The sequence below is a fragment of the Nostoc sp. C110 genome, from assembly GCF_043099725.1.
Lineage (GTDB): Bacteria > Cyanobacteriota > Cyanobacteriia > Cyanobacteriales > Nostocaceae > Nostoc > Nostoc muscorum_A.
This window is the reverse complement of record NZ_CP171148.1, coordinates 1,636,051-1,649,941: the sequence shown is the minus strand read 5'-3', so window position 1 is coordinate 1,649,941 and position 13,891 is coordinate 1,636,051. Positions and strand designations below refer to the sequence as shown.

General features: G+C 42.2%; 15 protein-coding genes. 10 read left to right on the top strand and 5 right to left on the bottom strand.

The window, feature by feature from the left end; genetic code table 11:
• Window positions 1-125: 125 nt before the first annotated feature.
• Window positions 126-2,984, bottom strand: a complete 2,859-nt coding sequence (locus ACFFRD_RS12750; RefSeq protein WP_392481836.1) for a cation-translocating P-type ATPase — start codon at window positions 2,982-2,984, stop codon at window positions 126-128.
• A gap of 17 nt (window positions 2,985-3,001) precedes the next feature.
• Between ACFFRD_RS12750 and ACFFRD_RS12745 the strand changes: the two genes are divergently transcribed.
• The 4 genes from ACFFRD_RS12745 (at window position 3,002) to ACFFRD_RS12730 (ending at window position 7,022) form a co-directional block, all read left to right on the top strand.
• Entirely contained in the window at window positions 3,002-3,130 is a 129-nt protein-coding gene (locus ACFFRD_RS12745; protein WP_392481835.1) for a hypothetical protein, read from the top strand.
• 50 nt (window positions 3,131-3,180) lie between these two features.
• A complete protein-coding gene (locus tag ACFFRD_RS12740; RefSeq protein ID WP_392481834.1) occupies window positions 3,181-3,315 on the top strand; it encodes a hypothetical protein in 135 nt (44 codons plus the stop codon).
• Between the two features lie 457 nt (window positions 3,316-3,772).
• Window positions 3,773-5,443, top strand: a complete 1,671-nt coding sequence (locus ACFFRD_RS12735) for a transglutaminase domain-containing protein (RefSeq protein ID WP_392481833.1) — start codon at window positions 3,773-3,775, stop codon at window positions 5,441-5,443.
• A 190-nt stretch (window positions 5,444-5,633) separates the two neighbouring features.
• The gene (locus ACFFRD_RS12730; RefSeq protein ID WP_392481832.1) at window positions 5,634-7,022 is read left to right on the top strand and encodes an ATP-binding protein; all 1,389 of its coding nucleotides are present in this window, start codon (window positions 5,634-5,636) and stop codon (window positions 7,020-7,022) included.
• Here ACFFRD_RS12730 and ACFFRD_RS12725 read toward each other — a convergent pair.
• Complete coding sequence (locus ACFFRD_RS12725; RefSeq protein WP_392481831.1) at window positions 7,012-7,872, bottom strand: PD-(D/E)XK nuclease family protein; 861 nt, start codon at window positions 7,870-7,872, stop codon at window positions 7,012-7,014. The genes ACFFRD_RS12730 and ACFFRD_RS12725 overlap by 11 nt on opposite strands.
• Window positions 7,873-8,018: 146 nt before the next feature.
• On the opposite strand from ACFFRD_RS12725, the gene ACFFRD_RS12720 reads away from it, so the two are divergent.
• The 5 genes from ACFFRD_RS12720 to ACFFRD_RS12700 all read left to right on the top strand — a co-directional run bounded on the left by ACFFRD_RS12720 (window position 8,019) and on the right by ACFFRD_RS12700 (window position 10,881).
• Window positions 8,019-9,434, top strand: a complete 1,416-nt coding sequence (locus ACFFRD_RS12720; RefSeq protein WP_392481830.1) for a phosphoglucomutase/phosphomannomutase family protein — start codon at window positions 8,019-8,021, stop codon at window positions 9,432-9,434.
• Window positions 9,435-9,520: 86 nt separating this feature from the next.
• The gene (locus ACFFRD_RS12715; protein WP_114084375.1) at window positions 9,521-9,796 is read left to right on the top strand and encodes a LapA family protein; all 276 of its coding nucleotides are present in this window, start codon (window positions 9,521-9,523) and stop codon (window positions 9,794-9,796) included.
• Window positions 9,797-9,953: 157 nt separating this feature from the next.
• Complete coding sequence (locus ACFFRD_RS12710; RefSeq protein WP_392481829.1) at window positions 9,954-10,085, top strand: BrnT family toxin; 132 nt, start codon at window positions 9,954-9,956, stop codon at window positions 10,083-10,085.
• 60 nt (window positions 10,086-10,145) lie between these two features.
• Entirely contained in the window at window positions 10,146-10,403 is a 258-nt protein-coding gene (locus ACFFRD_RS12705; protein ID WP_392481828.1) for a BrnA antitoxin family protein, read from the top strand.
• Window positions 10,404-10,437: 34 nt separating this feature from the next.
• Window positions 10,438-10,881: a DUF29 domain-containing protein gene (locus ACFFRD_RS12700; RefSeq protein WP_392481827.1), complete on the top strand. Its 444-nt coding sequence runs from the start codon at window positions 10,438-10,440 to the stop codon at window positions 10,879-10,881.
• A gap of 46 nt (window positions 10,882-10,927) precedes the next feature.
• Here ACFFRD_RS12700 and ACFFRD_RS12695 read toward each other — a convergent pair whose 3' ends face one another.
• Window positions 10,928-11,170, bottom strand: coding sequence for a CopG family ribbon-helix-helix protein (locus tag ACFFRD_RS12695; RefSeq protein WP_392481826.1), 243 nt, complete (start codon window positions 11,168-11,170; stop codon window positions 10,928-10,930).
• Window positions 11,171-11,614: 444 nt separating this feature from the next.
• Between ACFFRD_RS12695 and ACFFRD_RS12690 the strand changes: the two genes are divergently transcribed.
• Complete coding sequence (locus ACFFRD_RS12690; protein ID WP_392481825.1) at window positions 11,615-11,791, top strand: type II toxin-antitoxin system HicB family antitoxin; 177 nt, start codon at window positions 11,615-11,617, stop codon at window positions 11,789-11,791.
• 2 nt (window positions 11,792-11,793) lie between these two features.
• Here the strand turns inward: ACFFRD_RS12690 and ACFFRD_RS12685 are convergent, their stop codons facing one another.
• Together ACFFRD_RS12685 and ACFFRD_RS12680 are read right to left on the bottom strand one after the other, a co-directional pair.
• Window positions 11,794-12,510 carry a hypothetical protein gene (locus tag ACFFRD_RS12685; RefSeq protein ID WP_392481824.1) on the bottom strand — a complete coding sequence of 239 codons (717 nt, stop codon included), beginning with the start codon at window positions 12,508-12,510 and terminating at the stop codon, window positions 11,794-11,796.
• A 342-nt stretch (window positions 12,511-12,852) separates the two neighbouring features.
• On the bottom strand, window positions 12,853-13,575 hold the full coding sequence (locus ACFFRD_RS12680; RefSeq protein ID WP_392481823.1) for a Uma2 family endonuclease: 723 nt from the start codon (window positions 13,573-13,575) through the stop codon (window positions 12,853-12,855).
• Between the last annotated feature and the right edge of the window lie 316 nt (window positions 13,576-13,891).

Below are 13,891 nucleotides of genomic sequence, written 5' to 3'. Positions count from 1 at the left end.
TTGGGAATTGGGAATTGGGAATTGAGCATTAGGAAGGATGGAGAAAAATAAGAAGTAAAAGACTTAGAGGGGTAGAAGAGAATAACCAATGCCCCATTTCCCATTCCCAATTCCCCATGCCCAATTTACACAGCCTTCTTGCCCATAATCCGCAGAAATATCTTCTCAGCTTCAATCCAGACAAACATTAAAGCACTGAAACCAATACAAACGCCCAATTCCTGCATATTCAGGTAGTGAGTACCAAAGAAATCTCGCAGGGGTGGGACATAAACTAGCATCAACTGCAAAATCGTGGTGACGACAACAGCCGCTAGTACAAATATATTAGAGAAGGGATTCATCTCAATGGCCAGTCGGTTATTGGAGCGAATAGCGATCGCATGTCCCATTTGGGCAATACACAAGGTAGTAAATACCATTGTTTTCCAAGCTTCGGGATCGCCCTGATACCCAGCAGCATGGGTATGTTGATAAGCCCACCACATTAAGGCAATGCTGATAATGGCAAAAATGATCCCAATGCGAATCATGTAAGAACCCAACCCCCTAGCAAAAATACTTTCGCGGGGGCTAAAAGGCGGACGTTGCATGACATCCGGTTCTGGAGGTTCCACAGCTAATGCCAAGGCTGGTAAACCGTCTGTCACCAAGTTCATCCACAAAATTTGTAAGGGAGTCAGGGGAACGCCTCCCAAACCAATTAAGGGTGCAGCGGCAATTGTCAGAACTTCACCAATATTACTGCCCAAGATGTATTTAATAAAGCGGCGGATGTTGGTATAAACAACTCTACCTTCCTTGGTGGCGCTGACAATTGTAGCGAAGTTGTCATCAAGTAACACCATATCGCTGGCTTCTTTACTGACATCAGTGCCAGTAATGCCCATTGCAATACCGATGTCGGCTTGTTTGAGGGCTGGGGCATCGTTAACACCATCGCCGGTCATCGCTACAAATCGTCCCCGACGTTGCAAAGCTTGGACAATTCGCAGTTTGTGTTCTGGGGAAACCCTAGCATAAATGCTCACTAGGTCAACGTTTTGCTCTAGTTCCTCATCACTCATCCGTTGCAATTCTTGACCGGTGAGAACGCGATCGCCTTCTTGGGCAATTCCCAAATCGGTAGCGATCGCTCGTGCTGTTAATTGGTGGTCGCCAGTAATCATCACTGGGCGAATACCTGCATCTCGACATTCTTGGACTGCTGCCCTCACCTCTGGGCGTGGCGCATCCAGCATTCCCACCAATCCCAGCCACACTAATTCTTGCTCAGATGCCTCGCTTGAACCGTCCGGTGGAATTTCCGCGAGAGATTTGTAGGCAAAACCTAGTACCCGTAAACCTTTACTCGCCATCAGGTCATTTTCTGCCAAAATTTTCTGGCGTTGTTCTTCGGTTAAGGGGGCTGAGTGATTGCCCAAATGAATCTGAGTGGATCGTGCCAAGGTTAACTCTGGAGAACCTTTGGTAAACATTAAGTAAGGTTCAGATTGGAGAAAACCGGCGATCGCTGGGTCAACGCCTCTCGAAGATGCTTCACCTGTGGCGACTCCCTCCACTTGAGAAATCACGCTCATCCGCTTCCGTTCTGAGGAAAAGGGAAACTCGGCAACACGAGGTAACTTACTGTTCCACTGGTCTTTTTCGATTCCGGCTTTTCCCGCCAGGGTAACTAATGCCCCCTCTGTCGGATCTCCCAAAATTGCCCATTCACCTTGTTCTTTTTGCAACACTGAATCATTACAAACAGCACAGGCGACTGATAATGCGGAAATTTCTGGAGACTCCTCTAAGGAAACTTTTTGACCATTTAACTGAAAGTCCCCTGTAGGAGCATAACCTTCGCCGGTGACGCGAAAAGTTTTGTCATTGGTATAAACCGATTGCACGACCATTTTATTTTGAGTCAGGGTGCCGGTTTTATCAGAACAGATGGTGGTTACAGAACCTAATGTTTCTACTGCTGGCAGTTTGCGAATCAAGGCATTTTGGCGCACCATTCGCTGGGTTCCCAGTGCCAATGTAACGGTAATTACAGCTGGTAAACCTTCTGGTACCACAGCAACCGCCATACTCAAGGAAACTTCCAAAAGTTCTTGGATGTTTTTAAAACCTCCGTCCTTGATGACACCACCAACGACGACGATCGCCACGAGAATTAAAGAACCCGTAACCAGGACATTACCCAGTTGAGTCATGCGTTGCTGTAACGGCGTAGGTTCACTTTCCACCGCCTGCAACATCGCAGCAATTTTGCCTAATTCTGTTGTCATGCCGGTGTTAGTCACCAGAACCTTACCGCGTCCTTGGACTACTTCGGTTCCTTGATACACGACATTAAGGCGATCGCCTAATGATGTTTCTTCCGGCAATTTTAGTGATGCCTGTTTATTCACCGCTTCGGCTTCACCAGTCAATGCCGACTCACGCACTTGTAAATTAGACTGTTCTATTAAACGCCCATCCGCAGCTATCTGCATTCCAGCTTCCAGCAGCATTACATCCCCTGGAACTAGTTCCTTGGCTGCTATCTCCACCAGTCTGGTGTCGCGGATGACCCGTACTAAGGGAGAAGTCATTTTTTTTAGGGCTGCCAAGGCTTTTTCGGCACGGCTTTCTTGGACATAGCCGAGTATGCCATTGAGAATCACAATTGCTAAGATAGCGATCGTATCTTTAAATGGCACTTCACCGGGCTTCAAATCGCCCGCCCGCAAAGCCATCAGGTCTAAAAACCCAGAAATCAGAGCTACGCCAATCAGCATCAACAACATAATGTTCTTGAACTGATCTAGCAGAATTTCCCAAGCACTACGGCCAGCAGTTTCTTCAAGTTCGTTGGGGCCGTATTTTTGCAACCTCTGTTGAATTTCTTGGGGTGTTAAGCCACTGTCTGCATTACTATCGAGCAGGTCTAGCGCTTTATCAACTTCTAAACTATGCCAAACGGCGGCACCTTCGGGCAGAGAATTAGCAGACATCGTGTAGGTCACAGCAAATGGTTACAAAATTCGATCATAATTTAGTGATGGCAGGAATTCCATCTTCTAAAGTTACATTAAGGCGATCGCCTAGATATGTGAAGCAGGCGAAGGAACTTTTCTGTTGGGGATTAGACCCCGAATGAATTTAAGTCATTGAAGTCACTGAACTATCCTTAACCTGGATTTCTCACAAGTGAGAAATCCAAGGGGTGTGGGAGGTGTGGGAGGATGGGGAAGAAGTTTTACTCCCCACACTCCCCACACTCCCCACACTCCCCACACCTCCCACACCCCTCTGACTACACTATGCGTGAGAAATCCGGGTTAAGTGGGGTCTTAAACCCACGCTTGCTCTGGTGGCAGCAGTTCAAGAGTGAGAAGTTTTTTTCCGCTGCTTTTCTTGATAAATATATATGTAATTCTTAACATTTGTAAATCCTCCAATTTTGACATAGTATTATTTCTCACGAAAGAGTTAATCGGAACACATTTTACCGATAATTATGAGTAATAGAGCTTTGAAGCTTTGTTACAGAGGATATGTCACAATTAATTTTAGGCTGCCATTCCTTTCATTTCATCCCGTAGTCAATAGCCAGGATGTATGGCACGATTGCATTTCTTCATTTTTAATTTTGCGGAAAGTTGAGCCAGTCCCTTGCGTATTTCGCTGCTCAAGTAAACTGGAGTGCCATTAGGGTTTCCAAATCTAGCAAACTTTTCCAGCTGAATTTTGAATTTTGAATTACCCAGGCGTGCTAAACCATTCAATAAATATGCTTAATATGAGTTTTGCACTCCCCACTTTGACCGTTAGCCAGATGTTTGGGCAAAAAACAATTCGACCGCTTACTGCTGCTACCCTGTGTGGCATTACTTTCATTAAAGATAGACTCATTGCCATTGACAGTATTAAAGGGCATCTACTGGAGATTGATCCCACCTCTGACAACAGCAAAATTCTCAATCCCCATCAAGTTAAAGAATTTACCGATGTCACTGGTTTAGCGGTATGGGAAGATTCCCTGTGGGTGAGCCGAGAAAATAGTGTTTACTTGTGCAAGCTCAATGCTTTGGGTCTGGAACATTTTGTGACATTGCCTTATCCGGCTGACGGCGTTGCTGTTTGGGAAACAACAGTTTATGTCAGCTGCCAAAGGCTGGGCTACATTTTGGTTTATGACCGCGAAACACGAAAAGAGATTACCAGATTTTATGCCCCTGGAGTTGGGATAGAGAATTTAGCAGTCACCCAAGAAATGCTATGGATTTGCGATCGCACCGAACAATCAGTGTACGCAATGGACAGGGCAACAGGAGAACTTCAATTTAGTGTCCTGACACCGTTTGAATGTCCTACAGGCATAGCAATACATAAAAATTGCGAAACAGGTAAGGAAAGTATTTATGTTGCCTACGCCTCAGAAGAGCCTTATATCCGGGATAACCCCAATGCCGATCCGAGTCATGAGCTAACATTCCGCGATCGCACTTTTATTCATCCCCTGTATTATCATTACCAGCCAGATAAGCGCTACGCCCTCTCTAATGGCTATCTCATTGAAATGTCTTACGCAGAGGAAATTGCACCCTTAGACGAGGTTTATATCCCTGATGTAGAATGGCGCATCGCCCTACCATCGGAAACAGAGCGTCAAAAGGTGAAACACGTTGAAGCAATTGGTATACCCTTTACCGAAGAAGTGATAGAAGGGCAACGTGTAGCAGTCTTTAAATTTGATTCTCTTGCTCCAGGTGAACGACATATATTTGGCTGGAAAGCACTTGTGGAAGTTCGAGGAATTAAGTATCGCATCACACCTAGAGATGTTGAAGATATACCTGAACTATCTCCCGAATTACAAACACGCTACTTAGTAGATGACGACGATTTAGCAATGGATACTACCATTGTTCGCCGTGCTGCCAGAGAAGCAATTGGTTCTGAAACCAATGTACTGCGAAAAATGCACAGCATCCGCAACTACGTATACGACCAGTTATCTTACGGTATTAAACCTTACATCGACACGCCAGATATAGTTTTAGAACGGGGCGTTGGTTCCTGTGGCGAATATGTCGGCGTATTGCTTGCCCTATCTCGTTTAAATGGCATCCCCTGCCGCACCGTAGGTAGGTACAAATGTCCTCCCCATAGTGACTTACTAGGAGTACCACTACAACCAGACTTTAATCATGTTTGGCTGGAGTTCTACGTCCCGAATTTTGGTTGGTTGCCAATGGAATCAAATCCTGACGATATAGGTGAAGGTGGGCCTTATCCGACGCGTTTCTTTATGGGCTTATGCTGGTATCACATTGAAATTGGCAAAGGTATCACTTTTGAAACTGTGACAAGTCAAGGTGCGCGGCTAACCAAAGAAGATATCCCCATCGGTGATTTGGCGATAAATCATATTCGCTTCACAATTCTTAAAGAATTGCCGCCCTTTTGAATTTCTTCGATTTATTTACCCAAATTATGCTTTTTAATTAGCTCCTGTTTTTCAGGATTATTGAGCCAGTCTTTTAGAGCCTCACCGATCATATCGCTGAGGTTTTTATCTGCTTTTTAGGCTATGTTGATTTAGTGGTTTTTCCTATTCATCAACCATGAAAACAACATTTTAGATTCATACTAAGGGCATGAATGATTGGAAATCTCTGAATGACTCCTCTGACAAACAATATACGCAGCAGCAAAACTTCTCGCTGGCTTTTCTGCTGCGGATGATCAATGGTATATCTGACCCCATTTTTCTTAAAAACGACCAACATCAGTGGATACTACTTAACGATGCCTTTTGTAATTTCATCGGGTATAGCCGAGAAGAATTAATTGGGAAGTCTGACTATGATGTTTTTTCCAAAGCGGAAGCTAATGTGTTTTGGGAAAAAGATGAACTGGTTTTCACTACAGGGATAACTCATGAAAACGAGGAATTATTTACAGATTCCAATGGCGCAACACACTGTATCCTGACCAAAAAATATTTGTTTAAGGATGATTTAGGTAATCGTTTCTTAGTTGGGATTATTCGTGATTTAACAGAGCAAAAGCAGGTAGAAGCTGCCCTGCGCCATAGTAATGCTGTGCTTAAACAAGCGGAAGCAGACCTACGACAGCAAACACAAGAACTAGAAACAGCATTATCCAAACTACAAAATACCCAAACTCAGTTAATTCAAAGCGAAAAAATGTCCAGTTTGGGTCAACTAGTTGCAGGTGTGGCACATGAAATCAACAACCCAGTTAGCTTTATTTACGGCAATATTAGCCCAGCTGATGAATACACCAAAAATTTATTTTCACTGTTAGACCTCTACCAAAGACATTATCCCCAATCAGTCAAAGAAATTCAGGAGTTTGCAGATTTAATTGAACTAGACTTCTTAAGGTCAGACTTACCCAAATTATTCCAATCGATGATGATGGGAGCAGAGCGGATTCGAGAGATTGTGCTTTCCCTGCGGACTTTCTCGCGCTTAGATGAAGCTGGAATGAAACGGGTTGATATTCATGAGGGAATTGATAGTACGATGATGATTATCCAAAGCCGTCTCAAGGCTACTGACCAGCGCCCAAAAATTGAGGTGATCAAAGAATATGGCAATCTCCCCTTGGTTGAATGTTATGCTGGGCAGTTAAACCAAGTATTTATGAATATTTTAGTGAATGCGATCGATGCTTTAGAAGATTCATTGATTATATCTCGGTGGACAACAAAAAAACGACTAAAAACGGATAATCCTCGAATTTATATTCGCACCAAATTACTAACACCAAATCAAGTCACAATTGGCATTGCCGACAACGGACTTGGAATACCAGAAGATGCTAAAAAGCAACTATTTAATCCCTTTTTTACGACCAAGCCCGTTGGACAAGGTACGGGTATGGGGCTGGCTATTAGTCACCAAATTATCACAGAAAGACATGGCGGCTCTTTAGAATGCATTTCGCAACCAGGAGTTGGTACTGAGTTTATCATTCGCATTCCCCTCATTCAACAACGTCAAATTTCTAACCTCTGATATTAACTCTTAAACTGGGCAGTGGATACGACTGATGTTGCTTAAAATCGGCAAATTCGCAGATTGAGTTAAATGGACAAAAGCGGCAGTGAGAACCAGGATTAGGAGGAAAAATTTTACTAAAATTAGTAGTTTTTTCCTGATATTTTTGCAAATCGTGCTGGTGCTTGTGGGCAATATTAGCTAACTCAAATTTTAAAGATTCTAACTCGTAATTATTGATGCTAATTAACTCAGACTTTTTACATATTTCTAAATTATAAAATGATGCAACAGCTTCGTGTCCAGGGTAAAGATAACGAGCAGCTAATAAGTAAACTAATGCCTGTCGTTTGTCAAAAGCTGACTTACCAGTTTTGAAATCTAAAATATGTAAAGTGCTATCAGATTCAATGAAAACGCAGTCCATAGCCGCATATAACCGAAAGCAATAATCCTCTTGCTCAACTACTATTGGCTTAGGAAAGCCTTCATCACCCGGAGTTAATTGGATAATATCTTTATCCAAAAGCAACGGCGCATCATGATATTTTTGCAAAATTTGCAGCACGCGTTGCTGGACTTGAACGCTTGAATTGCCTAATTTAAGTAGCTGTGCAACTCTTTCTACACCATCTGATTGCTTCAGCAAATGCCTATGATGATGAAACTCATAAACACCTTTTTGGGCGAGTATGCCAATGCGCTGGGGTGCAGTGGCTTGCGCTAGCAGTGCTTTGACTTGTGGTTCGTGTTGCCGTGCTTTGATAAACCCCCGTCTCATCTGGCAATGCCAGCGTTCTTGCCCGGTCGCTGGGGCAACTAGAGACCAAAGGTGATAACTGGCAAAAGGTCGATCGGGGGTTGACATTGCTCAGAAACAGTAAGAGAAAATACGGTGGTGAGAAGTTTAAACTAAGGCTTACTTAGAAAAGAACTTCGGAGGATAGTTGCTGCTACACAGGCTTTGCGGGAAGCTTTTATAGTACTGATAATGTACGGGAGCAAGTGGCAAGAATGTCTAGCAAGATAAAATTTGGTACCGATGGATGGCGAGGGATTATTGCCGATGACTTTACTTTCCCCAACGTGCGAAAAGTAACAAGGGCAATTGCCACTTACTTGCAAACAGCCTACACAAAAGATAGACCAGTACTTATTGCCTACGATACTCGCTTTTTAGCTGACCAGTTTGCCAAAACTGCGGCCCAAGTACTGGCAGACTTGGGTTGGACTGTGAAAATTACTGATCGGGATTGTCCCACACCAGTAATTGCCTACAACGCCCGTCACCTAAATTCCGCAGGGGCGTTAATGTTTACTGCTAGTCATAATCCAGCACCTTACTGTGGAATTAAATATATACCCGATTATGCTGGGCCTGCCACTCCAGAGATTACTGATACTATTGTGGCAAATATAGAAAGTGCATCGGATGAGTTACCTGGAAGTAACCCATCAGGTTCAATTTCAATTTTCGATCCGAAACCTGATTACCTGCAATTTATCTACACTCTACTTGATATAGAAAAGATCAAAAGGGCTAATTTAAAGGTAAAGTACGATGCTTTGTATTCTACCTCCCGTGGCTATTTAGATGAAGTTTTGCAGCATAGTGGTGTTCAGTTAGAAAGTTTCCACGATTGGAGGGATGTTTTATTTGGCGGTGGAATGCCAGAACCCAAAGGAGAACAATTAGTTGAGTTAGTGGAAGCTGTAGTCCGCGATCAAGCTGATTTGGGCTTGGCGACGGATGGAGATAGCGATCGCTTTGGTATTGTTGATGAACAAGGAACTGTCCTCACTCCGAATACTGTGTTGTTAGTTCTAGCACGTCATTTAATTAAAAACAAAGGTAAAACCGGCGCGATAGTCCGCACTGTGGCTACAACCCACCTGCTGGATAATTTCGCTGCTAAAAATGGGCTGCAAATTTACGAAACAGCAGTTGGTTTTAAATACATCGGTGAAAAAATGCGGGAAACTGCCGTATTAATTGGTGGAGAAGAATCAGGCGGTTTGAGTATTATCGGGCATATTCCCGAAAAAGACGGGATTTTAGCCGATATGCTTGTGGCAGAAGCGATCGCTTATGAAGGTAAACCTTTAAGTCAGATGGTTAAGGAAGCGATCGCTGAAGCCGATGGGCCACTTTACAATAACCGCCTAGACTTGCACCTCACAGAGGCGCACAAAACCGCCGTTATCGACTCCTTTACTAAAAATCCACCTACAGAAGTAACAGGAATTAAAGTCAAGGAAGTGGGGCGTAAAGACGGTATTAAGCTGTATTTAGAAGAAGGTAGCTGGATTTTACTGCGTCCCTCCGGTACAGAACCACTGGTGCGCGTCTACCTAGAAACCAACACTCCCGAAAAACTCACCCAAATTGCCCAAGAGTTAGAGAGTGTCATTGCTAAATTAGAGGGATAAGAATTAGCAGTTAAAAGTTAAGATTTGTAAATTAATAATTCTTAACTCCTATTAACAGTTATCTCACTCCTAACTTTGCTCAAAGTATGAAAATCGCTCCTTTTTTGACATCCCTAGTTGTAGCGGTTTGGGTAATCGCGATCGCAGTTATTTCAGTTCAAAATGCCACACCCGTATCGTTAAAATTCTTAACATTCCAATCGATTCAGATACCACTGGGTTTAGTGTTAGCTTTTAGTGCTTGTTTAGGGTTAATTGGCATGGCACTGCTGCAACCTCTGTGGGGACTTGCTGGTATTGGACAGCGCAATTCTCGATTAGAAGACGATGCGGAATTTTTTGTTGATGATGAAGATTTTTGAGGTTTGAAAAAAACACATAGAATTACACCAGTTAAGTAATCTTCATCTGGTTGTATGCACAAATGTGCATACAATAGATTTAGATGGCGTATCAGTGGGATAGGGATAAGGCAGCAGCCTTCGCAAACATGGCGTTGATTTTGCTGATGCAGTAACTGTGTTTTCTGACGATTTAGCAATTACCATCACAGATGAACGTTTTGATGAAGAGAGATTTATCACTATTGGGATAGATGGTTTCAATCGAGTTTTAGTAGTTGTGTATACATGGCGTAATGATGATATTTGATTGATTTCTGCCCGCAAAGCTACGCGCTATGAACAAAAGCAGTATGAGGATGGATAAGTGATGGAAGCTGAGTATGATTTTAGCGAGGGCAAGCGGGGAGCGATTGAATCAACACCAACAGGCAAAACTCGAATTACAATTCGCCTAGATGATGAAGTACTAGCATGGTTTCGTGACCAAGTTCACGCAGCAGGTGGGGGAAATTACCAAACTTTGATTAACGATGCCTTGCGTGAGTACATTCAGCAGCGCCGTGAACCGTTAGAAGAGACATTACGGCGAGTATTGCGAGAGGAACTTGAGCGCTTCGGAAAATGAGAATATTTTGGCTTGCCTAAGATCGATAAAGGTTATGAACGTAACTTATAAAACAGATTTTAATTTGTGGATTGAGCAGACAGCCCAACTATTGCGATCACATCGCTGGCATGAAGTTGATGTAGAACATCTGATTGAAGAGGTTGAAGGCTTGGGCAAAAGTGAAAGGCGGGCTATTGCCAGTCAACTAACTCGCTTACTCTTGCATCTGCTGAAGTGGCAATATCAACCCCAGCGTCGCTCAGATAGTTGGCTCGATTCCATCACTGATTCTCGCACCCAAATTGAGTTAGCGATAGAAGATAGTCCTAGTCTTAAGAACTATCCTACAGAGCAACTTGAGGAAAGTTATCAAAGGGCGCGTCGGCAAGCAGCCAAGCAAACGGGGATACAAATTTCCGTGTTTCCAGAAGAGTGCCCATATTTTTTAGAGTTAGTGTTGGATGAAGACTGGCTACCGGAAGCAAGCGATATTTGATAACTGTAATTGTGACTGTGTGGAATGAAGCGCACTACGCAGCCACTTAATATGCATTGGTGAGTCTTGCAAAAGTTGCTTTTACTTCTTCATCGCTGGCAAATTCTCCAGCATCGGCTTCAGCAATCCCCTTTTGAATTTCCTCGATTTGCCACTGATACATTTCTAGATAAGCGGCTACCGCCTCATTAAGTATGTGGCTGCGATCGCAGTTGCAATGAATCGCGATCGCATCAAGTGCAGCTTTGCGATCGCTATCTATCCGAAACGTAATATTTTCTTTGCTCATCGTCTCGTCAAGTCAAGCTATATTGCATAATCTTATTATTGCAATACAACAGTAGTTGCGATCGCTATTTTCTAAGTTCAAAATGCCACACCAGTATCCTTAAAATTCTTAACATTCCAATTGGTTCAGATACAAGCAGATTTAGTCTTAACTATCCAGGGTGTGAGGTGAAGTCAGCCTAATCATACAATACACTTTGATAACTAGGCTGATAGTTATACTGTTAGCTGTTATTGAGGGTTACAGTATCATCTAAATATCATTATATTTCAAATCATACTATTGAGTAATTCTCGCTCTAATTTAATGTTGATTATTTCATCTAATCCTAATAAAAAGCTGCGATCATCGAATTTATGTGTCACTTAGTATTCAGACTACTTGCGCGATCGCACTCGGCTTGACGCTAGAATATTAGTCGCAATCTTGTGGAGATGATTGGTAATGAAAATTAAAGCAGTTATCTGGCAAGAAGACGGTGTGTGGTGTGCTTCTATACCTGCCCTACCAGGATGCCACACTTGGGGAGACAGCTACGAACATCTATTAGAAATGCTGCAAGATGCAATTCAAGGTTGCTTGGAAGTTGCTAGTCAACGGGAAAAAATTCACAGAATCTAAGTTTAGCAATTTTGGGTTAGTTGTAGCTTCAGGTAATCAATGAAATCCAAAATTTCTACATTAGTGAGTTGTAGACGCGATCGCTTGCCATATTTTTGCTGCAAATACTCTCTTCCCTGCTCTGGAGTCCAATTTAATTGAGCTAAATATGTGTCAGTTTTAGCTATAAAAACATCACGCGGTTCAGGCGTTTTTATATTGTCACTTGCTTCTGATTGAGATTGATTCTTATCTGGATTCAAATTGTGAATCTTATTAATTTTTAAACTTACTTTTTGCCCTACAGCTTGCCAGTATAATTCCTTATGTCCATCCCAACTAACACCTACAGAACGATAAGTTATTGGATCGTAAATTTTACAAAAAACTACATTACTATCTCCAGGACTAACGGCGATCGTTAGTGGATTACACAATTCTTTATAAGTAAGGGTATCTAAAGATAACAATAAACTTTTAGAAAAGAAAGAGTCGCTACCTGAACGGATAATATAAGGTTTATCTGCCAAAATATATAAATCGTTTTTTTCAACTGGCCCGAATTTAGTTTCAACCTTTTTATTAACTTCTATCCCTGTAATTACCCCAGTCAAAGCTCTATCATAAATTGGGATGCGTTTTTCATCTTCAGCAAGCATATACCAGCAGTGATCCGATTCTTTGCTGACAAAGACATATTGAGGTTTTGGGACTGCTCCAAATCCTAATTTAACTTCCATATTTTGATGAAGGTTTTGATAAATATATTTATTTCGCAACAAGTCATTACGATTTGTACCGTTATAGCTATTAGTTGCTTATAGATATAATTCCCTACCCAGGAAGCTAATTAACATGGTTCTTCAGTACCTGTTATGCCAAATTATTAATTAAACATCAAAAGTAGACTTTAAAATGCAAGTTTAGAACGCTTCAGTCCCAAGAATGTCCTAAAGTGTTAAAAACAATGCCTGCCTTTGTTGTGCAGCAATGGTTTCAGCTTTTTAGCATATTAATTTAGCATACTAAGTACTGAAGAGCCATTAACATTAAGGCAGCGAAAACTACGAAATTTGGTGAATCTATAACAAAGTTTCTGGATCAACACCAAGCGCATTCAACCTTTCAATTAACATTTTCACTTTTTGTTCTGCTTCCACACGTCGCTCTTCTTCAAAAGCTGCGCGTTCTTCCGCTTCTCTAATGCGTTCTTCGGGTGTGAACAATTTTTGCCCTTCTTCGTCATACCAGTACAGCCATTCCCGGACTATACCTTGATAAATTCCCCGTTCTCGCCCAATTCCTAAACCAATTTCTGGTAGCCAAACGGGATTTCCTGACATTAAGATGTATTCCCCATCAACTAAGTGATACACCTCCAAAGGTGTCTTTTTCCGGCGAAGGGGACTATACACAACATAGTACAAAATTCCTAATTCTTTGGCATAGAGTTCTTTCTTGCTGCTATGTTCTTCCCGATATATTTGAGAAACAACTTCTAGTGCTAAAATTGGCAGCTTTTTTTCTTCCCATAGCACATAACTTAAGCGTAAGTCCTCATCAATTACACGTTTAACTCCTAAGCTGAGAAACCCATCAGGGACAATGGCTGGTTTGTCTGGGTGATAATAAATACCCATATCAACACCAAAAAACCAATCCCAACGATCGCACCAAACTAAAGCCAGTGTCGTTTTCAGCAAGCTAGGAATTAAATTTTGGACTTCATTATCCACAGGGGTATCATTTGAGTCGGGTAGCTCTTCGGAAGATGGCAAACAATGTAGCGGATTGTAGTTTAACATGAGCGGTTTTGCCAAATCTGATTCTAGATAGATTGTACGTAATCTATTGATGTGCGATCGCAGTGCCAGAATAAAGAACCATTTTTAGCGATGCCGAATAGTCTGTCGTAGCCATAGCTTCTCATTATTTTCAGTATTGAAAAGCAATTGCAAGTGTAATTTTCTAATTAGGTAATTTTTCGGTACTGACTATGAGAGTATCTAACCCACAATAGCAAAAAAGGGTGGAATATTGTTCAACTAGAACATTCCAGAAGTCGCAGAGTATTCAATTTCATGGTGAATTTGGTAGCTGGGCTGATTAGCTATACCTACC